A 21,359-nucleotide genomic window follows, 5' to 3' on the forward strand; every position below is an offset into this window, starting at 1 on the left:
ACCCAAGCCGTCATTGCGAGCGTAGCGAAGCAATCCAGTGTCCAGGCAAGACGCTCTGGATTGCTTCGCTACGCTCGCAATGACGAATCCACCTCATGTCATCCTTCTCTAGAACTCGATGCCCTTTTGCGCCTTCACGCCTTGTTCGCGGAAGGGGTGCTTCACCTGCGTCATGTCCGTCACCAAGTCCGCCGCGTCGATCAGCGCATCGGGCGCGTTGCGTCCGGTAATGACCACATGCGTCATCGCCCCCTTGGTGCCCAGCACTTCCAGCACCTCGTCGACCGGCAGGTAATCGTACCGCAGCACGATGTTCAGCTCGTCCGCGACGATCAGGTCGTAGGACGGATCGGCGATCATCCGCTTGACCTCGTCCCACGCACCCCGCGCGGTAGCGATGTCGCGGGTGCGGTCCTGCGTGTTCCAGGTGAAGCCTTCGCCCATCGCGTGGAAATCGACCTCGGGAAAGCGCGCCAGCACTGCCGCTTCGCCGGTGGTCATCGCGCCCTTCACGAACTGGACCATGCCGACGCGCATGCCGTGGCCGACGGCGCGGATCACCATGCCCAGCGCGGCGGTCGTCTTGCCCTTGCCCTTGCCGGTATGGACGATGATCAGGCCCTTTTCGGCATCGCGTGCGGCGACCTTGCTGTCCTGCGCGGCCTTTTTCTTGGCCATGCGCTCGGCATGTTCGGCGTCGGTTCGCATCATTTTTCTCCTGAAAGCCTGAGCGGCAGTCCGGCGACGACCAGATCGGTCGCATCGCACACGCGCGCCAGTCGCTGGTTGAGCGTGCCCTGCGCATCGCGGAAGCGTCGGGCCAGCGCATTGTCGGGCACGATGCCGAAGCCGACCTCGTTGCTGACCAGCACCACCGGGCCGGGCGCGTTCGCCAGCGCTACGACCAGCGCATCGCCGGCCGCCGTCAGATCGGCCTCGCCGAGCAGCAGGTTGGTCAGCCACAAGGTCAGGCAGTCGACCAGCAGCACCCGGTCGGCGCGGCTATGCTGGGCGATAGCTTCGGGCAAAGCCAAAGGGGCCTCCACGGTCGTCCAGCGTTCGTCGCGATCGGCTTGGTGCCGCGCGATGCGGTCGCGCATCTCGTCGTCCCATGCCTGCGCGGTCGCGATGAAGCAGCCGGTGGGCGTCATCGCTTCGGCCAGCGCCTGTGCGTGGCGGCTCTTGCCCGACCGGGCACCGCCGAGGACGAGAATGGTGCGGGGCGTCGTCATGCCGCTCCGCATCGCGGGAGCGGGCCGATGACGCAAGCCCCCATGGCCGCGCTGACCTATCATGGCGGCCGGATCGACGCGGCCAAGGCGTTGTTCCCGAACGCGCCTGCGCCCTGGCTGGACCTGTCGACGGGCATCAATCCAGTGGCTTGGAAGCCGCCAGAGGGGCTTGAGGTCGATGCCGCGCCTTTGCCGGATCGCAGCGCGCTTGCCCAGCTGGAAGCGCTGGCGGCGGCGCATTTCGGCGTCGCGGCGGAGCGGATCGCGGCGGTGCCGGGCAGCGAGATGGCGCTTCGCCTGTTGCCGCTTCTGGGCTTGCCGCAGCCGATCGTTGCGGTTCGGCCGAGCTATGGCACGCACGGGGCGGTGGCTTCCACGCGGGTCGATCAGTCCGCGCTGGACGATTGGACGGGGCATGCGGGAAGCCTGTTGATCGCCAATCCCAACAATCCCGATGGCGTCCATCGCTCGCCCGAGCAGCTTGCCCGGCTGGCGGCGGCACAAGAGCGGGCGGGGGGGTGGCTGATCCTCGACGAAGCCTTTGCCGATGCGATGCCGGGAAGCGGGTTTGTCGGTGGCGATCAAGTCGTGGTGCTGCGGTCGTTCGGCAAGTTCTTCGGGTTGGCGGGTGTACGGCTGGGCTTCGTAATCGCGGAACCAGCGGTGTTGGCGCGGCTTCGCGACCTGCTGGGCGACTGGCCGGTGTCGGCGCATGCGATGGCGTGGGGCAGTGCGGCCTATGCCGATCGAGACTGGATCGCGGCGACTCGGATCGCGCTGGTCGAGCGGGCCAGTGCCATGGATGAAGTGCTGGCGCGTCATGGCCTGACCGCGCGCGGGGCCTGTCCGCTATTCCGCATGGTCGAGACGCCGGACGCCGCCGCGATCTTCCAGCGACTGGCGGCGGCGGGCATATTGGTGCGTCCCTTCGCCGATGCGCCGGAACGACTCCGATTTGGCGTTCCCGCCGCAGCGGCGGAGCTTGATCGACTGGATAGGGCGTTGCGGCATGGCTGATCCCGTCGCTCTGGTCGCATTGGCGCTCGATGCCGCGATCGGCTGGCCCGACCGGCTTTATGCGCGTGTTGGCCACCCGGTCGGGGCATTCGCGCGGTTCCTGAATCTGGCCGAGCGGTTCGGCAATCGTCCCGAGCGGCCGGAGGGCCTCCGGCGGGGCCTGGGTGTCCTGACCATGGTCGTGCTGATCGCGCTGACGGGCGGGATAGCTTGGGGGATCGACCACGCCGTGCATCTGTGGCTCGGCCGCTGGGGCTGGATCGCCAGCGCCTTGCTCGCCTGGCCCGCGCTCGCGCAGCGTAGCCTGTATGTCCATGTGCGGCCGGTGGCCGATGCGCTGCTGCGTGGTGACCTGTCCGCCGCCCGGGCGCTGATCGCGCGGGTCGTGGGGCGCGACACCGAACGGCTGGATCAGGCGGGCGTATCGCGCGCCGCGATCGAGACGCTGGCGGAGAGCTTTTGCGACGGCATCGTCGCGCCGCTGTTCTGGTTGCTGCTGCTCGGGCTGCCGGGCGTGTGGATGTACAAGGCGATCAACACGGCCGACAGCATGATCGGGCATAAGGAGCCGCGCTGGCGGGCGTTCGGCTGGGCGGCGGCGCGGATCGATGACGGGGCGAACTGGGTGCCCGCGCGGATCGCAGGCGTGCTGGTATGCATGGCGGGCGCGGGCGGCTGGGCGGTGATGAAGCGCGATGCGCGCGCACACGCCTCACCCAATGCGGGCTGGCCCGAGGCGGCGATGGCGGGAGCACTCGGCGTCGCACTCGCCGGGCCGGTCGCCTATGATGGCGTGACCCAGATCAAGCTATGGATCGGTCGCGAGGGGCGGGTCGCTCAGCCACGCGACATCGTGACCGCCTTGCAAATCTATGCGCGCGCCTGCCTGCTATTGTGGGTGATCGCGGGGGGCGTCGCATGGCTGGCGTGATGATCCAGGGCACCGGCTCGGACGTGGGCAAGTCGGTGCTGGTCGCTGGCCTGTGCCGGGCTTTCGCCAATCGTGGGCTTCGCGTCCGGCCCTTCAAGCCGCAGAATATGAGCAACAATGCCGCCGCGACCCCGGACGGCGGCGAGATCGGGCGGGCGCAGGCGACGCAGGCGCTGGCGGCGCGGGTGACGCCGCATGTCGACATGAACCCGGTGCTGCTCAAGCCGCAGGGCGACCGCACCTCGCAATTGATCGTGCGCGGGCAGGTGCGCGGGATGCTGCCGGCGTCGAAATGGCGCGAGGGGCGGATCGGGCTGCTGCCCGAAGTCGTCGACTGCTATCGCCGGCTGGAGGCGGAATGCGACCTCGTGATCGTCGAGGGCGCAGGCTCGCCTGCGGAAGTGAACCTGCGCAGCGGCGACATCGCCAATATGGGCTTCGCGCGCGCGGCGAACGTGCCGGTGGTGCTGGCGGGGGACATCGACCGGGGCGGGGTGATCGCCTCGCTGGTCGGGACCAAGGCGGTGATCGACCGCCAAGATGCGGCGCTGATCCGGGGCTTTCTGGTCAACAAGTTTCGCGGTGATCCGGCGCTGTTCGCCGACGGGATGGCGGTGATCGCCGAGCATACCGGTTGGCATTCGCTGGGGCTGATCCCCTGGCTGGCCGACGCGGCACGCCTGCCGAGCGAGGATGCGGTCATCCTGGAGCGCAGCCACGCCGGTGCCGGGGGGCGGATCGTCATCGCCTGTCCGATCACGCCGCGCATCGCCAATTTCGACGATCTCGATCCGCTACGGCTGGAGCCGCAGGTCGATCTGGTCATGGTCCGCCCCGGCCAGCCCATTCCCGATGCCGCGATGATCGTGCTGGCGGGATCGAAGGCGACCATCGCCGACCTGGCCTTTATCCGTCAACAAGGCTGGGACATCGACATCGCCGCGCATCACCGGCGCGGGCGGCCGGTGCTGGGCCTGTGCGGCGGATACCAGATGCTGGGCCGTGTCGTCGCCGACCCGGACGGGATCGAGGGACCGGCGGGCAGCGTCGCAGGGCTGGGGCTGCTGGATGTCGAGACGGTATTGACGGGCGAGAAGACGGTGCGGCCGGTGACGGGCGCGGCGCTAGGCGCGTCCTTTTCGGGGTATGAAATCCATCTGGGTCGTACGAGCGGCCCCGATACCGCGCGTCCCGTCGGGCATCTGGCGGATGGCCGGGCGGAGGGAGCGATCAGCGCCGATGGGCTGGTCGCGGGGAGCTATATTCACGGCCTGTTGGGAGAGGCCGGGCAGCGGGCGGCGTGGCTGGCGCGGATCGGCGTGGCGGGGCAGGGGCCGGATCATAGCGCCGATGTCGACGCCGCGCTCGACGCCATCGCCGCCGTGCTGGAGGCGCATGTCGATTGCGACGCGCTGCTGCGGATCGCTCAGGGCCGGGCGTAGAGGACGGCGGCGAGGAGCAAGGCGGTCTCGGTCAGCTCGATGCCGGCGCCATGCACGTCGCCGGTCACGCCGCCCAGCTTGCGCCGGAACCAGAGCGACAGCGCGATGATCGCCAGCGGCGCGGTGGCCAGCGGCGGATAGACCAGCCCCAGGATCAGCACGGTCATGATCCACGCGATCATGTCGAACGGCCGCACCGCGCGCGACACCAGCGCGCCCAGCCCAGCGGGGCGCAGCGGCGGCAGGACGCGCGCCCAGATCAGCGGCCCGACCCGCGCCGCCGCCGGGATCAGCGCGACGATCGGCCAGGCGGCGAGCGCCAGCGCGTGAAGCAGCACCAGCTTGGCGAGCAACTGCATCACCAATGTCACGACGCCGAAGCTGCCGATATGCGGATCGGCCATCACCGCCAGCAGTCGCGAGCGGTCGCCATGCGCCGCCCCCAATCCATCGGACAGGTCCGCCAGCCCGTCGAGATGCAGCGCGCCCGTCACCCACACCCAGGCGATCAGCGCCGCCAGCGCCCCCGCCCAGGGGTCGACGATCGCCCCGAGCCGCAAGGCACCCGCGACGATCGCCCCGATAACCAGCCCCGCGACCGGATAGAGCCGGATCGCGGCGGCGAAATCGGCTTCATCGGCCTCGACGCGCGGCATGGGCAGGCGGGTGAGGAAGCTCAGCGCCAGGATCAGCGGCGTCATGCGGTCACCAGCCCGCTGACCTGCCCCGCGCGCGGTGCGCCGTCCCACACATCCAGCGTCAACAGGCTGGCATAGGGCAGCGCAAAGGCCCAGACGGTACGGACATCAAAGCCGCACAGCACATGCAGCGCCGCGCGCATCGCGCCGCCATGGGTGACGATCAGCGTCGGCTCTGGCGGGAGTTCGGCGATCGCGGCACCGACCCGCGCCACCAGATCGGACCAACGCTCGCCTCCCGGTGGGGCTGCGGCATCGGGGTCGTCCCAGAAACGGCCGAGCGCCGCCGGGTCGATCGACGCGGGCACCAGGCCGTCCCAGTCGCCGAAATCCAGTTCGCACCAGCGGGCATCGACCTCGGTTGGTCCGATCGCCTCGGCACAGGCGCGCGCGCGCGACAGGTCGGAGGCGATGCGGCGGGCGACGCTCAGCCCGCGCGCGCGCGACACACACGCGGCGATGCCCGTCGCCGTCGCCGGACTGTCGGTCCGCCCCAGCATCCGCCCCGTCTGTTCGGGTTCGCCATGGCGAAGCAGATGCAGGCGGAAGGCCGTCACGCGCTCGCCACGCCCGCTTCGGCGAAGGTCGCCATGCCGTCATGCGCGGCCAGCGCGGCGCGGATGACCTGTACCGCCACCGCCGCGCCGCTCGCCTCGCCCAGCCGCATGTTGAGCGACAGGATCGGGTCCAGCTCCAGCCGCTGCAACAGCCGGATATGCCCCGGCTCGGCCGAGCAATGCCCCGCCAGGCAATGCGCGGTGATCCCCGGATTGACCAGCGCCAGCGGGGCGATCGCAGCGGTGCCGATGAAGCCGTCGAGCACGACGGGCACGCCCTTCATGCGCGCCGCGAGCACCGCGCCCGCCATGGCGGCGATCTCGCGCCCGCCCAGCCGGCGCAGGATCTCGAACGCGCTGGTCAGATGCTCGGCGTGCAACGCGAGCCCCTCGGCCACCACCGCCGCCTTGCGCGACAGGCCTTGTGCATCGACCCCGGTGCCGGGGCCGACCCAGTCGGCGGGATCACCCCCGAAACTGGCGGCGGCGAGCGCGGCGGCGGGGGTGGTGTTGCCGATCCCCATCTCGCCCAGCACCAGCAGATCGGCATCGCCGACCGCCGCCGCCCCCGCCGACAGCGCGGCCAGGCAGTCCGCCTCGCTCATCGCGGGTGCGGCGGTGAAGTCGGCGGTCGGCCGGTCGAGGTCGAGCGGCACGACCGACAGGTCCAGCCCCGCCGCCGCCGCCAGCGCGTTGATCGCGGCCCCGCCGGCGTGGAAGTTGGCGACCATCTGGACGGTCACCTCGGCAGGAAAGGCGCTGACCCCGCGTGCGACGACGCCGTGATTGCCGGCGAAGATCACCACGCGCCCCCGCACGATCCGGGGCCGCTCGCGTCCCTGCCAGCCGGCCATGAAGATGGCGATGTCCTCCAGCCGGCCGAGCGACCCCGGCGGCTTGGTCAGCTGTCCCTGGCGCCGCGCGGCGGCGTCGCGCGCGCTGGCATCGGGCTGGGGCAGCGCGGCCAGCGTCGTCTCGAAACTGGCGACGGTCGGAAAGGCGATCATTCGACCACGAAGCCTTCGGGCGGTGTGCGGGTCAGGAAATGGCCCTTCACCCCTTGCGGCCATTGCTTGTACGGCACCTGGCCCCAGTCGCTATCGGCATAGGCTCTCGCATAATCCAATATGGCGCGCGCGGCGTCTTCATCGGGGGTGAACTTGCCCATGACGTATCCGACCTTGCCGGGGCAGCGCAGATGGACGGTGCAGAAGGACTGGCAGGCGAAGAGGCAGGGCATCTCCTCCACCGCGACACCCGCATAGGCTGGGTCGGAGGCCTGGACGGCGCGCAACGCCTCGACCAACAGCGCGCCGCCGCGCTTGCCCTCGTCATTCTCGCGCGCCTCGTCGGACAGGCGGCAGGTGTTGCAGGCGACCACGGCGGGGCCGTTCGCGGCGGGTTTCAGCATGGGGTAGGCTCGGTCATCGGGACAGGTCTCCAAAGGCGCTGTCGCCCGCGCGAGGGGATGCCCCGTTCCGCCCGGCACACCCTGTCCGGTCGAAGGACGACGGCGACGGGCAGGTCTCCTGGCTCGCGGGTCGGTGCCGCTCCGCCGCCTTCTCGGGAAAGCCCCAATGGCGTGATGGCGGATGGCTCGCCGCTTACAGTTGCAGGGGCAGCCGGGGTATCGCACCCCGTTCCCTTTTGATCCCCGAGGGGAACCTGTCGCGGCGGCAGCGATAGGCGCGTGGGGAATGGGAGGCAACAGCCCTATTCCTCCCCGGCACGGGGAGGTGGCAGGCCGTTAGGCCTGACGGAGGGGTGTCGCGGCTGGCCGCATCGCGACACGGGGGCGGCTACACCCCTCCGACGCGCCATGCGCGCCACCTCCCCTTCCAGGGGAGGAATGACAGATGCTATTCTTGCCCGCGCAACGCCTTCAGGAAAAAGGCATATTGCCGCCGCATCGCGTACGCCACCGGCCCGGTGCTGCGCCCGGCGGTGTGCTCGCCGCCGGGGATGACCAGCAGGTCGAAGTCCTTGTCCGCCTTGATCAGCGCGTCGACGACCTGGGTGGTGCTGGCGGGATCGACGTTGGAGTCCTGCTCGCCGACGACCAGCATCAGCTTGCCCTGCAAGTTCCCCGCATGGACCACGCCCGAGGCGTCGAGATAACTCTGGTCGACCGGATAGCCGAGCCATTGTTCGTTCCAGTCGATCTTGTCCATCCGGTTGTCGAAACATCCGGCATAGGCGACCCCGGCCTTGTAGAAATCGGGATGGAACAGCAGCGCGTTGAGCGTGCTCTGCCCGCCCGCCGAGCCGCCATAGATGCCGACGCGCGACACATCGACGCCGGGGTCCTTGGCCGCCAGCGCTTTCATCCAGGCGATCCGGTCGGGAAAGCCGCTATCGTCCAGGTTCTTCCACGCGACATCGTGGAAGGCCTTGGAGCGGTTGGCGGTGCCCATGCCGTCGATCATCACGACGACGAAGCCGAGATCGGCAAGCTGCTGCATCCCCATGACCTTGTCGCCGCCGGAAAAACCGCCGAACGGCCAGAAGGCCTTGGGCACGAAACTGTCATGCGGCCCGGCATAGATGTTCTCGATGACAGGATAGCGCTTGGCCGGGTCGTAATTGCGGGGGCGGACGACCAGGCCGTAAATGTCGGTCCTGCCGTCGCGGCCCTTGGCGGTGAAGCGCTCCGGCGGGCGGAACCCGGCGGCGGTCAGCGCGGTGATGTCGCCCTTTTCCAGCGTCTGGATCAGGCGGCCGTCACGCGCGTCGTGCAGCTCCATCGTTTCGGGCAGGTCGGTGCGCGAGAAGACGTCGACATAGGTGGTCATGTCCGGCGAGAAGCGCACCTCGTGCGTCGCATTCTCCTGCGTCAGCCGGGTCAGGTTGCGGCCGTCGAAATCGACCCGGAACCAGTGTTTATAATAGGGGTCCTCACCCGGCACGAAGCCACTGGCCGAGAACCAGATCTGCCGCTTCTCGTCATCGACATGGGCGATGTCGCGGACCAGCCAGTTGCCCTTGGTGATCTGGCGCACGACCCGGCCGGTCGCGCCGTCGATCAGATAGAGATGCCGCCAGCCGTCGCGCTCCGAGGCCCAGAGGATTTCGCGGCCCAGCCCCTTCACGTCGTGTGACCAGATGCGGTCGCGGAAGACGAAGGTCTTGGCGGTCTCGGTGACGGCGGCATGCGCCCGGCCGGTGTCGGCATCGACCGCGATGATCTTCGTCTCGCCGAAGCCGCGTTTCAGGTCGTTGAAGGCGAAGCTCTTACTGTCGGCGCGCCATTCGGGCGCGGACAGGGTGTAGGCACCCGCGAACAGCGACGGGTCGATGTCGGTGCGCTTCCCGTCCGAGACGCGGAACAGCACGGGCGCTTCCTGGTCCACCGCGTCGCCGGGCTTGGGATAGAGTTGCTGGACAACCTCCGGCTGGACCTTGCCGGGCGGGGCGGCGAGGACGCGGGTGACCATGCGGGCATAGCCGGGGCGGACACGCTGGAGCGCGATATGCTGGCCGTCGGGGCTCCAGGCGATGGTTTCGGGGTCGTAGAAGTCGGCGGGGCTGCCGTCCTGCGAACGCCAGACTTCCTTGCCGCCACCGGCCGCCCGCACGACCAGATTGTCGTCGAGGACCAGCGCCTCCAGCCGGCCGTCGGGCGACAGGCGGGGATGGTTGTCGGCGGGCACGCGCAGGTCGCGCACCACGCCGAAACCGCGCGGGCGGCCGGGATTGTCGGGGGGTACGACGGCGCAGACCGGCTGGACGAGCGTGCAGCGATAGACGGTATCGTCATAGCCGATCGAGAAGCGGATAGCCGTCCGGTCGGGCGTGTAGGCGAAATGCTCGAAGGGCAGGCGCAGGGGCGCGACCGGCTGGCCGGTCACCTTGCCCAGCGCGGGGGCGAGCGCGGCGGCGTCGAAAGCGGGGGCCTTGGCGCGGGTGGCCGCGTCGACATCGACAAAGGCGAAGCCGCCCGCGACCGTCTTGCGATAATGGAAATGCCGCCCGTCCGCATCCCACTCGGCGGGCGAGGCGATGTCGCGGGTCAGCCATTGCCATTGGTCACGAAGCGCCAGCGATGCGGCGATCCGGTCGGGAACGGTCTGGGCCGCGACGGGGGCGGCGGTGAGCAACAGGGACAGGGTCAGCAGGGACTTCAACGCGCCGCTCCGATGGTGAAACTATAGGTCAGCGGCTGGAGCGCGACGCGATAGGGCATGTGCGCCCGGCCATCGAGACTCCAGCCGGTATCGCCACCCACGCCGGCCTGCGCCGCATCGATCAGCAGCGTGCCGTCGCCATGCGGGCGGATGTCCGAGCTATGCGCCTGCGCGGGCGGCTTCATCGCGAGGTCGCCATAGGGGAAGGGCAGCGCGTTGACCGACAGTGGCTGCGCCCCCGTCACACGCAGGCCCGGGCCGGTGCCGGTCAGCTGCACCCAGCGGACATCGGTCTTGTTGCCGCTCTCCTGCGGCCGGGCATAGTCGTGATACTGGTCCGCCAGCTTGCCGTCCCAGCGCGCGATCATCGCACCCGTCTTGCGATCGTCATAGCTTTCCCACGGACCGCGCCCGAACCAGCTCACTTGCGTGAACTGCTGCCCCGGCGTCGCGAAGGCGAGGCCGACGCGTAACGGATCGGGCAGCGTCATGCGCAGCGGCGTGAAGCGCACTGTCGCGGTTGCAGCGCCGTCAGGGGCCATGGTCCAGCGGGTCTGCATCTTCACCGATCCGACGCCCATGTCGTGATCGACGACGATGGCATTGCCGTCCTGCCGGATCGCGTCGAGGCGGCGATGGTCGGAGAAATATTGCCACATCGCATGGCTCTTGGGCACGCCCGCGCCGACGTCATTGTCGGTCGGGGCACGATAGAAGTTCGGCGCGCCACCGGTCAGCAGCGTCTTACCGTCGCGGGCATAGCGGCGGACGAGGCCGGTCGTCCGGTCGATCTCCAGCACGGCGTTCCCGGCCTTCAGCGTCACCGCATCGGCGCTTTCCTCGGGCACGACCGATCCGGCGGGAGCGGCGGCGAAGACGGGGGCGGAGAGCGCGAACTGCTCCCAGCCGATGATCTGGCCCGCGGGCAGCGGCGGGATCGCACCCGCTCTGGTCCGAGCGCGCAGGATCAGCGAACGTTCGGCACCGGGGTCCCTGGCGGCGGGCAGGGTGAAGGCGAGGGGCGCGCTCTGGCCGGCGGCGACCGAGGGTGTGGCGATGCTGCCGCGCGCCGTCTCGACGCCATTCTCCAGCACCGCCCAGTCCAGCGTGAAGCGCGACAGGTCGATATGGTCGTGGCGGTTGACCACCTGCCAGCCGCTACCCGCTTGCGTGAAGGTGATCGGCGACTGGACATGCGCCATCTCATAATATTCGGGATCGGGTGTGCGGTCCGACTGGATCACGCCGTCGCCCACCGGGCTGTCGTCGCCGTGCAGCCCGGCATCCTTGGGGTCCGGATCATAGTCGAGGCCCTGGCCCCAATAGGGGCGGCCCTGCTTGTCCTTCAGGATCATCGTCTGGTCGACCCAGTCCCAGACGAAGCCGCCCTGCAACTTCGGATATTTGCGGAACGTGTCCCAATAACCTTGGAAATCGCCCAGGCTGTTGCCCATCGCATGGGCATATTCGCACAGGATCAGCGGCTGGGTGAATTCGGGGCGCTGGGCGTAATCGGCCAGCTTCTCGACATCGTCATACATGGGCGCGAAGATGTCGACATAGTCATTCGTCGGGTGCCGCCAGCCGCTCATGCTATAGCCGAGGAAGTTGATCAGCCGGGTCTTGTCGTGCGCGCGGACCCATTTGGCCGCCGCCTCGAAATTGGGGCCGACGCCGCTTTCATTGCCTAGCGACCAGAAGATGATCGAGGGATGGTTGCGATCGCGCTCGACCATGCGCTGTACCCGGTCGAGATGCGCGGCGGCCCATTCGGGCTTGTGACCCAGGTTCAGGGTCGGGTCGCCCTTCTCCTGGGTGAGGCTTAAGTAGCCGTGGCTCTCGATATTGGCCTCGTCCATCACGTAGAGGCCATATTCGTCGGCCAGATCATACCAGCGCGGATCGTTGGGATAGTGCGAGGTGCGGACCGCGTTGATATTGGCGGCCTTCATCAGCTCGATGTCCTTGCGCATCGTCTCCTCGGACACGATGCGGAATGTATGCGGATCATGCTCGTGGCGGTTGACGCCGCGGATCATGATCCGCTTGCCGTTCACCCGGACTTCGCCGCCCGCCACCTCGACGGTGCGGAAGCCGATGCGGCGGCTGGTCGCCTCGATCAGCTTGCCCTTCGCGTCGAGCAGTTCGACCAGCAGCGTGTAGAGATTGGGGTCCTCCGCACTCCACGTCTTCACGGCCGGCACTTCTGCCGTTATCGTCGCGCTGGTGCCGTTCGGCGTGGCGGTGCGGGTCAGGATCGTCCGCTTGCCCTCGAGTAGCGTCGCCCGCACGCTTGTCCCTTCCGCGGCCCCCGCCAGATCGACCTTGGCCGACAGCGTGCCGTCGCGATAGTCGTGGGTCAGCCCGGCGTCGATCTCCAGGTCGCGGATATGCGTCTGCGGCGCGGCATAGAGGGTGATCGACCGCTCGATCCCGTTGACCCGCCAGAAATCCTGATCCTCCAGATAGCTGCCGTCCGAATGGCGATAGAGTTCGATCGCGATGACATTCCTGCCGGGCCTGGCGGCGCGGCTGATGTCGAACTCGGTGGGGAGCTTGGAGTCCTCCGAATAGCCGATCTTCTGGCCGTTGACCCAGAGATAATAGGCCGCCCCCGCCGCGCCGATGTTCAGGAGCAAGCGACGGCCGGAGAAATGCGCCGGCACCGTGACGTCACGGCGGTAGGAGGCGACCTCGTTCAGCCGATGCTCGATGAACGGCGCGTTGCGCGGGAAGGGATAGCCGCTGCCGACGAAGATCGGACGACTCAGCCCCTGTGCCTGGAGGATACCCGGCACCGCGACGCTCGGCCAATCGGCGACGTCATGGTCGGGGCGCTCGAAGCCGATGGGCCGCGCCTCCGGATTGGGGGACATGTGCACTTTCCACTGCCCGTCCAGCGACAGATGGTAGCGCGAGCGGGCGGTGTCGCCGGCCAGTGCGGCGGCGCGCGTCTCGAACCCGGCGAAGCTGCTGTGCATCGGCTCGGCGCCGATGCGGTCGATGGCGGGGTCTTCCCATTCGGGGCGCGGCGCGGACGACGCCTGCTGCGCCGGCGCGGTATGCGCCATCAGGGCGGAGAGGCCCGCGCACAAGAATAACCGGGCCTTCGCCATGATCCGCTCCCTTATCGATGGCAGCAAGGTATATTATACGGAATACAATTCAACCCGCCGTCATGCCCTGAGTTAGATGATATTTTGTATCATTAATGATGGGGATGGTGTAGGGGGTGTGCATGGAACGGATCGACGGCATCGCTACACCCGACAGGCATCACGGTCGGGGTTGGGACCGACTGGCCATCTCGGCCTCGGCGCTTTGTCTGGTCCATTGCCTTGTCCTGCCGCTGCTCGCCGCCTTCCTGCCGATGATCGCGCAATGGGCGGGGTGGGGCGAGGCGTTTCATGTCGCCATGCTGGGCATCGCCGTTCCGTTGAGCAGCCTGACCCTGTTCGCTGGCTGGCGACGCCACCGGGCCTTGGTGCCGCCGGCGATCGGCGCCGCGGGGCTGGCGCTGCTGGTCGCGGGGCTGGTCTTTGATGGGCAGGGGCTGGGTACGGCGCTGACCGTGGCGGGCAGCATCGCGCTGGCGGTGGCGCATATCGTCAATCTGCGGGCCAGCAATCTGGCGATCCTGTCGGCGCTGTAACGCTAAGCCGCACGACGCGGATGTTGCCCCATTTGCGCACGGTCTTTCCACGCGTTTTTGCGCGACGCCCTTGACCGGCACCGGCGCTTTCGCGCAGTCGCGCAGACCCAATATGGTCGGGCGGGAGAGTGGAATGGTCGAGGCACAGGATCGGATCGTCGCGGGCGTGGAACTGGGCGGGACGAAATCGATCGTGCTGATCGGGCGGGGCCGCGACATTCTGGTGTCGGAACGCCTGCCCACCACCACGCCCGCCGTCACCTTGGCCGCGCTGCGCCAGCGTCTGGCCGAATGGCAGGACCAGTATAAGCCGGAAGCGCTGGGCATCGGCAGCTTCGGCCCGATCGCGCTCGACAAGACCGGTATGGATTACGGCCATATGCTGGCGACGCCCAAGCCCGGCTGGGCCGGCGCGGATGTCGCGGGCGCGCTGTCCGAAGGCTTTGGCGATCGAGTGGCGATCCATACCGACGTGACCGGCGCCGCGCTGGCCGAGGGGCAGTGGGGCGCGGCGCGCGGGCTGTCCGACCATGTCTATGTGACGATCGGCACCGGTGTCGGCATGGGCATCATCGCCGGCGGCCAGCCGGTATCGGGACGGATGCATCCTGAGGCTGGCCATGTCCGCGTCCGCCGCGTCGCGGGCGATGATTTCGCCGGCGCCTGCCCCTTCCATGGCGATTGCCTGGAAGGGCTGGTGGCCGGCCCCGCCATCGCCGCGCGGACGGGCAAGCCGGCACAGGAACTGGCGGCGGACGATCCCGCCTGGACCTTCGTCGCCGATGCCCTCGCCGAGAGCTTCGCCGGGCTGTTCCTGACGCTGGCCTGTGGCCGCATCGTGATCGGCGGCGGCGTCGGGGTGGGGCAGCCGCACCTGCTCGACATGGTGCGCGCCGCGACGGTCGAGAAGCTGTCGGGCTATCTCCCCTTCGTCGACGCGGCGCAGGTGGCCAACCGCATCGTCCATGCTCAGCTGGGCGACCAGGCCGGGCCGCTCGGCACGCTGGCGCTGGCGCGCAGCGTCCTGGACTGATCCCCCGCACAAAGCGCTGTCCTACAGCGAACCGATATGGTTCGTGTCGTCCGTCACAGGGAGGGCGACATGGGACAGCGGGATGATGTGGATGTGGATGCGCTGATCGCGCAGGTGATCGCGCGCGAGGGGGATTATGCCGATCACCCCGCCGACCGGGGCGGGGCGACCCGGTTCGGCATCACCGAGGCGGTGGCGCGCGCCGACGGCTATGACGGGGCGATGCGCCGTCTGCCGCTGGCGCGGGCGGAGGCGATCTATCGCCGCCTCTATTGGTCCGCACCGGGTTGGGACCGGGTGGCGACGCGCGCGCCCCGGCTGGCGGCGGAGTTGTTCGACACCGGCGTGAATATGGGGCCGGCGGTGGCGGCGGGCTTTCTGCAACGCGCGCTCAACGCGCTCAATCGCGGCGGCGGCGACTATCCCGACATGGCGGTGGACGGCCGGATCGGCCCGGCGACGCTCGCCGCGCTCGACGCCTTTCTGCGCCACCGGGGGCCGGCGGGCGAGATCGTGCTGCTGAAGGCGGTCGAGGCGTTGCAGGGCGAACGCTATCTGACGCTGGCCGAGCGGCGGCCGGCGAACGAGGCGTTCCTCTATGGCTGGCTGGCGGATCGCCTGTCATGAGCGGGGAGGAGGCCATGGCACCGGGCGACGCGGATGCGAACGACCGCTGGACCCGGCGGGCGCGGCCGACCTTCCTCTATGTCATGTACCTGCTGCTGCTCTGGAGCATCCCGATGGGTCTGCTCGCAGGGGTGAGGCCGGCGATGGCGGCGGCGATGATCCGGGGCATAGCGCAATATCTGGCCGCCATCCCCGAGCCGCTCTACGCGCTCTTCGGCACCGGTTATCTCGGCTACACGGTCGCGCGCGAATGGGGGAAGCGGCCCAAGGCGTGATGGGACAAGCCCCTCCCCTTCAGGGGAGGGGTTGGGGTGGGGCCTCTGATCTTGGCGCAGGGCTTGTGGAAGCGCCCCACCCCTGAAGGGGAGGGGTGATTCAGTTCAGTCATCTCGCCTCAATAGAAGCGGGCGAGGGTGAGGCTGCGTTCCTGGCCGTCGCACATGCGCAGGCGGACCGTGGTGCCGGGCTTGCCCACGGTCCAGCGGGCCATGGGGCTGTCGACATAGTCCTTCGGGATCGGCTGGCCGTCGATGGCGCAGATCGCGTCGCCCTCGCGCCAGCCGGCCTTGTCCGCCGGCCCGCCGCGCATGACGTGGAGCACGCGCAGCCGGTCGCCAGCGACGCCCATCAACAGCCCGGCGGTCGAGCGCAGCGCGGGCTGGTCGGCATCGGGGCCGGCGGCCAGCACCATGTGCCCGGCGCCGGGATCGAGCAGCACGCGGTAGCGTTGCAGGAAGCCCGACCCCAGCCGCCCGGCGACGCCGACCGATTCGCTGAATCCCTTGGCTGGCTCGATCCGCACCTCGACCTCGCGCGCGGTCAGGCTGCCGAGCTTCACGGTCGGCGCGATCGCCAGGTCGTTGACCGAGGGACCGGCCAGCCCGAACCCGATCGCGCTGGTGGTCGGCAGCGACGCCAGCTTCGCCGCGCGCCATCCAGCCTGGGTCACGGTCAGCGCCGAGCCGTCGCCGGTATCGACGATCACCGGCGACAGCCGCGTATGGCCCAGGCCCACCACGCTTTCATAGACGCGCCGCTCGGTCGAGATGGTCAGCGGCGCGGTCGCGCCCCGGAACGGCATCCGCCCCGAGGGGAGCAGGCGAAAGCGCTTGGCCTGATAATCGATGTCGAGCGCATGCGCGGCGAGCAGATCGCGCCCGACCAGCAGATCGACCGGCCTGGCATCGCCTGTCGCCATTGCGGGCAGGGGGGCGACCGCGACACCGCCGCCCTTGCGGGTCAGGCCGCCCAGCGACAGCGTGCGGGTCGGCATCCAACCGATCGCGACCGCACCGCCGATCGCGCTCGCCTCGCCGCCCGGCCGGATGCGCGCGGCCTTGGCGATGCCTGAGTCGCGCGACAGCAGCGTGAAGCTGACCCCGGTGTCGAGAATGGCCGACGCGCTCTGCCCGTCGATCGTCATGGCGAAGCGAATCTGGTTGCCCGGCGTCAGCTGAAAGGGAATCCAGCGCGCCTCGGCATCGGCGGCGAGCGTCGCGACGCCCGGATCGCGCGCGGCGGCGGCGACCACGTCCTCACCCGTATCGGCTGCATCGGTGACCGGGGCCGGTTCGGAGGCGCGCGGGGCCATCATCGCGGCGGTCAGCAACAAGGGGGCGGGGAGCAGATAGAGCAGGCGACGCATCACATCCCAACGCCTAGCCCAGCCAGAGGCTGCGCGCGCGGGAAATCGGGGGTGTGCGTTCACCTCCGCAAAGGCAGCGATGAGGAATACGCCTTCCTTTCAGCACCACCCCGACTTTCGTTGGGGTGGTGTGTCACGATTTATAGCGCTCTTCCGCCGGAGGAGCGGCCTATCCGTCACCCCTCCGTACGGCCATTCCGATAGCAGGAGGGAATTGACGGCGGCACCCGCATCCCATGATCGACGTTATCCCGACGACAAGGAGGCAGGGATGGGCCAGCATATCCGGCGGTCGCTGACATCGGGGGAGTCGCACCATGTGACGCAGATATTCGGCACCGCGCTCGATCAGGAGCGGGTGAAGATCCACAATCGTCGCGCCTATTTCTTCCAGCCGTCCGACACCGCGATCACGCCCAATGGCGAGGTGTATTTCCCGCCCGCCAGCTACAAGCCCGATTTCTCGACGAGCGTGGGCGATACCGCCTGGCTGATCCATGAACTGACCCATGCCTGGCAGTATCAGCAGGGCATGTGGGTGAAGCTGCGCGCGGTGTTCAACCGCAATTATCATTATGGCGACCTGTCGCGATCGCGCCGGCCGTTCCTGTCCTATGGTATCGAGGCGCAGGCCTCGATCGTCACCGACTATTTCCTGCTGACCCACCATCATCGGCCGCAACGGGGCAGCGGGGCGTATCGGGATTATGTCGACATCATCCCTTTCGCTACCGGGAGGACCGCATGAAACGAATCGCCGTCGCGCTGATAGAAAGCGGGCTGACCGCCATCTACTGGTGGCTGGTCGCCACCCTGTCCTTCGGGCTGTTCGGCGGCAGCCACAACCCGCTGGCGCCGCCGCCCGGTCGCGGCGAGGTCCTGGTGCAGACGGCGGCGACCGTCATCATCGCGATCGTCGTCTATGCGATGCTGTCGCTGCTCTGGCAGAAGTTGGTGCGCCCTCGCCTGTTCTGACGCGCTTGGATTCTGACAAGTCCCTCCCCTTCAGGGGAGGGGTTGGGATGGGGCCTATCCGCAAGCGTGATGTCCGTGGATACGCCCCACCCCCGGCTCCTCCCTTGAAGGGGAGGGGTAGGTCCGTCTCATGTCATCCTGCTCTGGAAACGCCCGAAACTCGATCAGCGCGCTTACAGGCACGCCTCCAGCAGCGCCTGGTCGAAACCGAACTGCTTGGCCTTGTCCAGCGTATAGGGGCGAAGGCCCGCCGAGCGGTACTCGCCGATGATCTTGCCGTCCGCGCCTTCGTCCAGATAGTGGAAGCTGAACAGCTCCTGGGTGACGATCACCGGGCCTTCCATCCCGATCACTTCCGTAATGTTGGTCACGCGGCGGCTGCCGTCGCGCAGGCGCTTGACCTGGATGACCATGTCGACCGAGTCGGCGATCTGGCGGCTGATCGCCTCCTTGGGCACCTTGATGTCCGACATCATCACCATGTTCTCCATACGCGCCAGCGCCTCGCGCGGAGAGTTGGAGTGGAGCGTGCACATCGATCCGTCATGGCCGGTGTTCATCGCCGCGAGCATGTCGAAACACTCCGCGCCGCGGATTTCGCCTAGGATGATGCGATCGGGGCGCATGCGCAGCGCGTTCTTCACGAGGTCGCGGATGCTGATCTCGCCCTGACCCTCGAGATTGGCGGGGCGGGTTTCCAGCGGCAGCCAGTGCGGCTGTTGCAGGCGAAGCTCGGCGGCGTCCTCGATGGTCAGCACGCGCTCGCCCGGGTCGATCATCTTGGACAGCGCGTTCAGCATCGTCGTTTTGCCCGAACCGGTGCCGCCCGAGATCACGATGTTGAACCGGCTGGCGCCCGCGATCTTGAGCAGCGTCGCCATGTCGTTGCTCATCGACCCGCCGTTCGCCATCATGTCGAGCGTGATCGGCTTGGCCGAGAATTTGCGGATCGACAGCGCGGTGCCGCGCAGGGACAGCGGCGGCACGATCACGTTGACGCGGCTGCCGTCCTTCAGCCGCGCATCGGCCAGCGGCGTGGTCTGGTCGACGCGGCGGCCGACCGAGTTGACGATGCGCTGGGCGACCTGAAACAGATGCTCCTCGTCGCGGAACTGGATATGCGCCAGCTCCAGCCGGCCCTTGCGCTCGACATAGGTCTGTTCGGGGCCGTTGACCATGATGTCGGTCACGTCCGCATCGGCGAGCAACTCCTCGAGCGGCCCCAGGCCCAGCAACTCGTCGACCAGCACCTTTTCCAGCGCGAACTGCTCGCGCCGGTTGAGCGTCAGCTTCAGCTCGGCCAGCACCTCGCCGATGATCGGGCGGAATTCCTCGGCCAGCTCATCCTTGCCCAGCGTCGCGGCGGCTTCGGGGTCGACGCGTTCGAGCAGGCGGGGAAGCACCTGTTCCTTGATCCGGTGGATCGACGCCTCGAACCCCTCGCCGCGCGCGGGCACGGGATCGACCGAGGCGGCCTGGCGTTCGGCCAGCCGCTGCATCGCGTCGAGCGTCTCGGTGGGGGCGGGGGCGGCCAGGCTGCTCAGCGGCGGAAACTGGCCGCCCGCACCGGGGCCCTCGACATCGGTGCGCGGGGCAGGTGGTTGAGCGGATGTCTGGGCGGGGCCGGGGCCATGCATCGGCCGCGCCACGCCGAAGGCGGGACGCCCCGCTGCGCTTCCCAGACCCGGACGACGACCGAACGCACTCATCCCGCAATTCCCCATGGCATAGCACGCCCGCATAAAAGCCAAGATTTACGATATGCCTAACCGAACGCGGTTGCCGCCGGGCAAAGTCGCGGGATATGGCGGCCGGCGATGTTCAGCCGCTTCGTCCTCGTGCTCGCCCTGACCGTCGTCGGGCTCCTGCCCGTCGCGGCGCGGGCCGACGACATCGCCGCGACCGCGCGCGGCGTGGTGCGCGTCGTCACCATCGCGATGGTCGACGACCGGGTCGAGGGGTTCGGCCATGGCTCAGGCTTCGCAGTCGCGCCCAATCGCATCGTCACCAACGCGCATGTCGTCGAACTGGCCGAGCGCTATCCCGACAATGTCGTCGTCGGCGTGGTGCCCTCCGAGGGCAGCAAATCCTATCAGGGGCGGGTCATCGCCTATGATTCGCGCCGCGACCTGGCGCTGATCGAGGTGAGCGAGGCCAAGCTGCCGACGGTGGCGCTCTTTACCGGCCCGGTGACCGAGGGGGATCAGGTGATCGCGCTCGGCTATCCCGGCAATGTCGACCTGGCGACCGCCCAGTCGGCGGCGGACTATATCCGCCCGCTGTCGCCCGTCCGGTCGCAGGGCGTCGCCTCGGGCCGGCGCGCGCTGACCGGGATCGAGGTGCTGCTCCACACCGCCAGCATCGCGCGCGGCAATTCGGGCGGACCGCTGCTCGATCCGTGCGGGCGGGTGATCGGGGTCAATTCGGCGCTGACTCGCGCCGACGACGGCGATTCGACCTTCGGCTTCGCCATCGCGGATACCGAGCTGATGGCCTTCCTGCGCGCCGCCAAGCAACCCTATGCCTCGGTCGGGTCGCCCTGCACCTCGATCGAGGAGCGGCTGCGTGAGGACAGCGCGGCGGATGCGCGCGCGGTGGCGGACGCCGCCGCCGCCCGGCGCGAGGCGGCGAGTGCGGCGGCGTTGCGGCGCGAGGAAGCGCTCAACGCGGCGCGCAGCGAGGCCGAGCGGACGCGCGAGAATGTCATGGCGCTGGCCGCGTTGCTGCTGGTCGGCGGCGCGCTGGCGATGGGTGGGGCGGGGCTGCTCGAATCACGGGGGCAGCGCCGGCCGGCGATCTGGACCCTCTCGGCGGGCGGGGTCGCGGTGGTGGCGGCGGTCGTGACCTTCCTGCTGCGCCCCTCGGCCGACGTCACCCTGCCGCGCGAGTCGAGCACGGCGCCCGCCGCCGCGTCGCCTACCGCCGCGCTCGGGCCGTTGATCTGCACCCTCCAGCCCGATCGCAGCCGGATCACCGTGTCCTCCACCGCCGAGACCGCGTTCAACTGGGGTGCCAATGGCTGTGTCGACCGCGACGTCCAGTATCTGGAAGGCGAGGGCGGGTGGCAGCGCATCCTAGTGCCCGATGACGAGCAGACCGTCACCGTCGCGCGCTTCGATCCGCTGACGCGCACCTATACCCAGACGCGCTACATGCTGCCCGCCGCGACGATGGAGTCGATCCGCAAGCTGCACGGACCGAACACCGCACGCGCCTGCACCCGCGACGATGCCGTGCTCCAGAAACTGGAGGCCGAACAGGCCGCGATCCGCCAGCAGCTGCCGCCGCTGCCCAACGAGAAACTGGTCTATAGCTGCCGCTCGGCGCGCTGACGCCCCCTGTCTGGCGCGCAATTCACTTGCCAGTCGCGGTCCATATCTGTTGGATCGAACCCTGATCTGAGACGGCTTGGGAGGGCCGGGGGGA

The 21,359-nt window shown here is 68.8% G+C and carries 20 protein-coding genes and 1 riboswitch; of the genes, 10 read left to right on the forward strand and 10 right to left on the reverse strand.

Going from position 1 to position 21,359, the window contains the following annotated elements; genetic code table 11:
- Positions 1-108: 108 nt before the first annotated feature.
- Together cobO and cobU are read right to left on the reverse strand one after the other, a co-directional pair.
- The gene (cobO, locus tag ACQHGV_RS02560) at positions 109-708 is read right to left on the reverse strand and encodes a cob(I)yrinic acid a,c-diamide adenosyltransferase (RefSeq protein WP_440980114.1); all 600 of its coding nucleotides are present in this window, start codon (positions 706-708) and stop codon (positions 109-111) included.
- A complete protein-coding gene (cobU, locus tag ACQHGV_RS02565) occupies positions 708-1,232 on the reverse strand; it encodes a bifunctional adenosylcobinamide kinase/adenosylcobinamide-phosphate guanylyltransferase (RefSeq protein WP_440979314.1) in 525 nt (174 codons plus the stop codon). Before cobU ends, cobO begins: the two co-directional genes overlap by 1 nt.
- A 27-nt stretch (positions 1,233-1,259) precedes the next feature.
- On the opposite strand from cobU, the gene ACQHGV_RS02570 reads away from it, so the two are divergent.
- Genes ACQHGV_RS02570 through ACQHGV_RS02580 form a run of 3 tightly spaced genes read left to right on the forward strand, consistent with a single transcriptional unit; the run spans position 1,260 to position 4,622 of the window.
- Positions 1,260-2,249, forward strand: coding sequence for an aminotransferase class I/II-fold pyridoxal phosphate-dependent enzyme (locus ACQHGV_RS02570; RefSeq protein ID WP_440979315.1), 990 nt, complete (start codon positions 1,260-1,262; stop codon positions 2,247-2,249).
- A complete protein-coding gene (gene cbiB, locus ACQHGV_RS02575) occupies positions 2,242-3,180 on the forward strand; it encodes an adenosylcobinamide-phosphate synthase CbiB (protein WP_440979316.1) in 939 nt (312 codons plus the stop codon). Before ACQHGV_RS02570 ends, cbiB begins: the two co-directional genes overlap by 8 nt.
- Complete coding sequence (locus ACQHGV_RS02580) at positions 3,168-4,622, forward strand: cobyric acid synthase (RefSeq protein WP_440979317.1); 1,455 nt, start codon at positions 3,168-3,170, stop codon at positions 4,620-4,622. Before cbiB ends, ACQHGV_RS02580 begins: the two co-directional genes overlap by 13 nt.
- Here the strand turns inward: ACQHGV_RS02580 and cobS are convergent.
- The 6 genes from cobS to ACQHGV_RS02610 form a co-directional block, all read right to left on the reverse strand.
- Positions 4,607-5,323 carry an adenosylcobinamide-GDP ribazoletransferase gene (gene cobS / locus ACQHGV_RS02585; RefSeq protein ID WP_440979318.1) on the reverse strand — a complete coding sequence of 239 codons (717 nt, stop codon included), beginning with the start codon at positions 5,321-5,323 and terminating at the stop codon, positions 4,607-4,609. The genes ACQHGV_RS02580 and cobS overlap by 16 nt on opposite strands.
- On the reverse strand, positions 5,320-5,877 hold the full coding sequence (locus tag ACQHGV_RS02590; protein ID WP_440979319.1) for a histidine phosphatase family protein: 558 nt from the start codon (positions 5,875-5,877) through the stop codon (positions 5,320-5,322). The genes cobS and ACQHGV_RS02590 overlap by 4 nt, the downstream gene beginning before the upstream one ends.
- Entirely contained in the window at positions 5,874-6,884 is a 1,011-nt protein-coding gene (gene cobT / locus ACQHGV_RS02595; protein ID WP_440979320.1) for a nicotinate-nucleotide--dimethylbenzimidazole phosphoribosyltransferase, read from the reverse strand. The genes ACQHGV_RS02590 and cobT overlap by 4 nt, the downstream gene beginning before the upstream one ends.
- Positions 6,881-7,288 (reverse strand): DUF1636 domain-containing protein, encoded by a 408-nt coding sequence (locus ACQHGV_RS02600; protein WP_440979321.1) that lies wholly within the window; start codon positions 7,286-7,288, stop codon positions 6,881-6,883. The genes cobT and ACQHGV_RS02600 overlap by 4 nt, the downstream gene beginning before the upstream one ends.
- A 91-nt stretch (positions 7,289-7,379) precedes the next feature.
- Positions 7,380-7,561, reverse strand: a riboswitch (cobalamin riboswitch).
- 175 nt (positions 7,562-7,736) lie between these two features.
- On the reverse strand, positions 7,737-10,001 hold the full coding sequence (locus tag ACQHGV_RS02605; RefSeq protein WP_440979322.1) for a DPP IV N-terminal domain-containing protein: 2,265 nt from the start codon (positions 9,999-10,001) through the stop codon (positions 7,737-7,739).
- The gene (locus tag ACQHGV_RS02610; protein ID WP_440979323.1) at positions 9,998-13,117 is read right to left on the reverse strand and encodes a glycoside hydrolase family 2 TIM barrel-domain containing protein; all 3,120 of its coding nucleotides are present in this window, start codon (positions 13,115-13,117) and stop codon (positions 9,998-10,000) included. Before ACQHGV_RS02610 ends, ACQHGV_RS02605 begins: the two co-directional genes overlap by 4 nt.
- Before the next feature lie 122 nt (positions 13,118-13,239).
- On the opposite strand from ACQHGV_RS02610, the gene ACQHGV_RS02615 reads away from it, so the two are divergent.
- The 4 genes from ACQHGV_RS02615 (at position 13,240) to ACQHGV_RS02630 (ending at position 15,588) form a co-directional block, all read left to right on the forward strand.
- Positions 13,240-13,653, forward strand: coding sequence for a MerC domain-containing protein (locus ACQHGV_RS02615; RefSeq protein WP_440979324.1), 414 nt, complete (start codon positions 13,240-13,242; stop codon positions 13,651-13,653).
- 133 nt (positions 13,654-13,786) lie between these two features.
- Positions 13,787-14,686, forward strand: a complete 900-nt coding sequence (locus tag ACQHGV_RS02620) for an ROK family protein (protein ID WP_409789231.1) — start codon at positions 13,787-13,789, stop codon at positions 14,684-14,686.
- Positions 14,687-14,773: 87 nt separating this feature from the next.
- The gene (locus ACQHGV_RS02625; protein WP_183952712.1) at positions 14,774-15,313 is read left to right on the forward strand and encodes a glycosyl hydrolase 108 family protein; all 540 of its coding nucleotides are present in this window, start codon (positions 14,774-14,776) and stop codon (positions 15,311-15,313) included.
- Positions 15,310-15,588, forward strand: coding sequence for a 3TM-type holin (locus tag ACQHGV_RS02630; RefSeq protein WP_440979325.1), 279 nt, complete (start codon positions 15,310-15,312; stop codon positions 15,586-15,588). Before ACQHGV_RS02625 ends, ACQHGV_RS02630 begins: the two co-directional genes overlap by 4 nt.
- Before the next feature lie 119 nt (positions 15,589-15,707).
- Here ACQHGV_RS02630 and ACQHGV_RS02635 read toward each other — a convergent pair whose 3' ends face one another.
- Positions 15,708-16,958, reverse strand: a complete 1,251-nt coding sequence (locus ACQHGV_RS02635; RefSeq protein WP_440980115.1) for an aspartyl protease family protein — start codon at positions 16,956-16,958, stop codon at positions 15,708-15,710.
- 271 nt (positions 16,959-17,229) lie between these two features.
- Here ACQHGV_RS02635 and ACQHGV_RS02640 point away from each other — a divergent pair, with 271 nt between their 5' ends.
- Positions 17,230-17,706 (forward strand): vgr related protein, encoded by a 477-nt coding sequence (locus ACQHGV_RS02640; protein WP_440979326.1) that lies wholly within the window; start codon positions 17,230-17,232, stop codon positions 17,704-17,706.
- The gene (locus tag ACQHGV_RS02645; protein WP_440979327.1) at positions 17,703-17,933 is read left to right on the forward strand and encodes a hypothetical protein; all 231 of its coding nucleotides are present in this window, start codon (positions 17,703-17,705) and stop codon (positions 17,931-17,933) included. Before ACQHGV_RS02640 ends, ACQHGV_RS02645 begins: the two co-directional genes overlap by 4 nt.
- Before the next feature lie 173 nt (positions 17,934-18,106).
- Here ACQHGV_RS02645 and ACQHGV_RS02650 read toward each other — a convergent pair whose 3' ends face one another.
- A complete protein-coding gene (locus ACQHGV_RS02650) occupies positions 18,107-19,642 on the reverse strand; it encodes a CpaF family protein (protein WP_183952692.1) in 1,536 nt (511 codons plus the stop codon).
- A 108-nt stretch (positions 19,643-19,750) separates the two neighbouring features.
- On the opposite strand from ACQHGV_RS02650, the gene ACQHGV_RS02655 reads away from it, so the two are divergent.
- Complete coding sequence (locus tag ACQHGV_RS02655) at positions 19,751-21,265, forward strand: S1C family serine protease (RefSeq protein WP_440979328.1); 1,515 nt, start codon at positions 19,751-19,753, stop codon at positions 21,263-21,265.
- Positions 21,266-21,359 lie beyond the last annotated feature (94 nt).

This window comes from Sphingomonas pseudosanguinis (genome assembly GCF_052056765.1).
GTDB lineage: Bacteria > Pseudomonadota > Alphaproteobacteria > Sphingomonadales > Sphingomonadaceae > Sphingomonas > Sphingomonas pseudosanguinis.

Coding starts and splice junctions, on each gene's coding strand:
- cobO (WP_440980114.1), bottom strand. CDS start 708: ATGCGAACCGACGCCGAACATGCCGAGCGCATGGCCAAGAAAAAGGCC.
- cobU (WP_440979314.1), bottom strand. CDS start 1,232: ATGACGACGCCCCGCACCATTCTCGTCCTCGGCGGTGCCCGGTCGGGC.
- ACQHGV_RS02570 (WP_440979315.1), top strand. CDS start 1,260: ATGACGCAAGCCCCCATGGCCGCGCTGACCTATCATGGCGGCCGGATC.
- cbiB (WP_440979316.1), top strand. CDS start 2,242: ATGGCTGATCCCGTCGCTCTGGTCGCATTGGCGCTCGATGCCGCGATC.
- ACQHGV_RS02580 (WP_440979317.1), top strand. CDS start 3,168: ATGGCTGGCGTGATGATCCAGGGCACCGGCTCGGACGTGGGCAAGTCG.
- cobS (WP_440979318.1), bottom strand. CDS start 5,323: ATGACGCCGCTGATCCTGGCGCTGAGCTTCCTCACCCGCCTGCCCATG.
- cobT (WP_440979320.1), bottom strand. CDS start 6,884: ATGATCGCCTTTCCGACCGTCGCCAGTTTCGAGACGACGCTGGCCGCG.
- ACQHGV_RS02600 (WP_440979321.1), bottom strand. CDS start 7,288: ATGCTGAAACCCGCCGCGAACGGCCCCGCCGTGGTCGCCTGCAACACC.
- ACQHGV_RS02610 (WP_440979323.1), bottom strand. CDS start 13,117: ATGGCGAAGGCCCGGTTATTCTTGTGCGCGGGCCTCTCCGCCCTGATG.
- ACQHGV_RS02615 (WP_440979324.1), top strand. CDS start 13,240: ATGGAACGGATCGACGGCATCGCTACACCCGACAGGCATCACGGTCGG.
- ACQHGV_RS02620 (WP_409789231.1), top strand. CDS start 13,787: ATGGTCGAGGCACAGGATCGGATCGTCGCGGGCGTGGAACTGGGCGGG.
- ACQHGV_RS02630 (WP_440979325.1), top strand. CDS start 15,310: ATGAGCGGGGAGGAGGCCATGGCACCGGGCGACGCGGATGCGAACGAC.
- ACQHGV_RS02635 (WP_440980115.1), bottom strand. CDS start 16,958: ATGCGTCGCCTGCTCTATCTGCTCCCCGCCCCCTTGTTGCTGACCGCC.
- ACQHGV_RS02640 (WP_440979326.1), top strand. CDS start 17,230: ATGGGCCAGCATATCCGGCGGTCGCTGACATCGGGGGAGTCGCACCAT.
- ACQHGV_RS02645 (WP_440979327.1), top strand. CDS start 17,703: ATGAAACGAATCGCCGTCGCGCTGATAGAAAGCGGGCTGACCGCCATC.
- ACQHGV_RS02650 (WP_183952692.1), bottom strand. CDS start 19,642: ATGAGTGCGTTCGGTCGTCGTCCGGGTCTGGGAAGCGCAGCGGGGCGT.
- ACQHGV_RS02655 (WP_440979328.1), top strand. CDS start 19,751: ATGTTCAGCCGCTTCGTCCTCGTGCTCGCCCTGACCGTCGTCGGGCTC.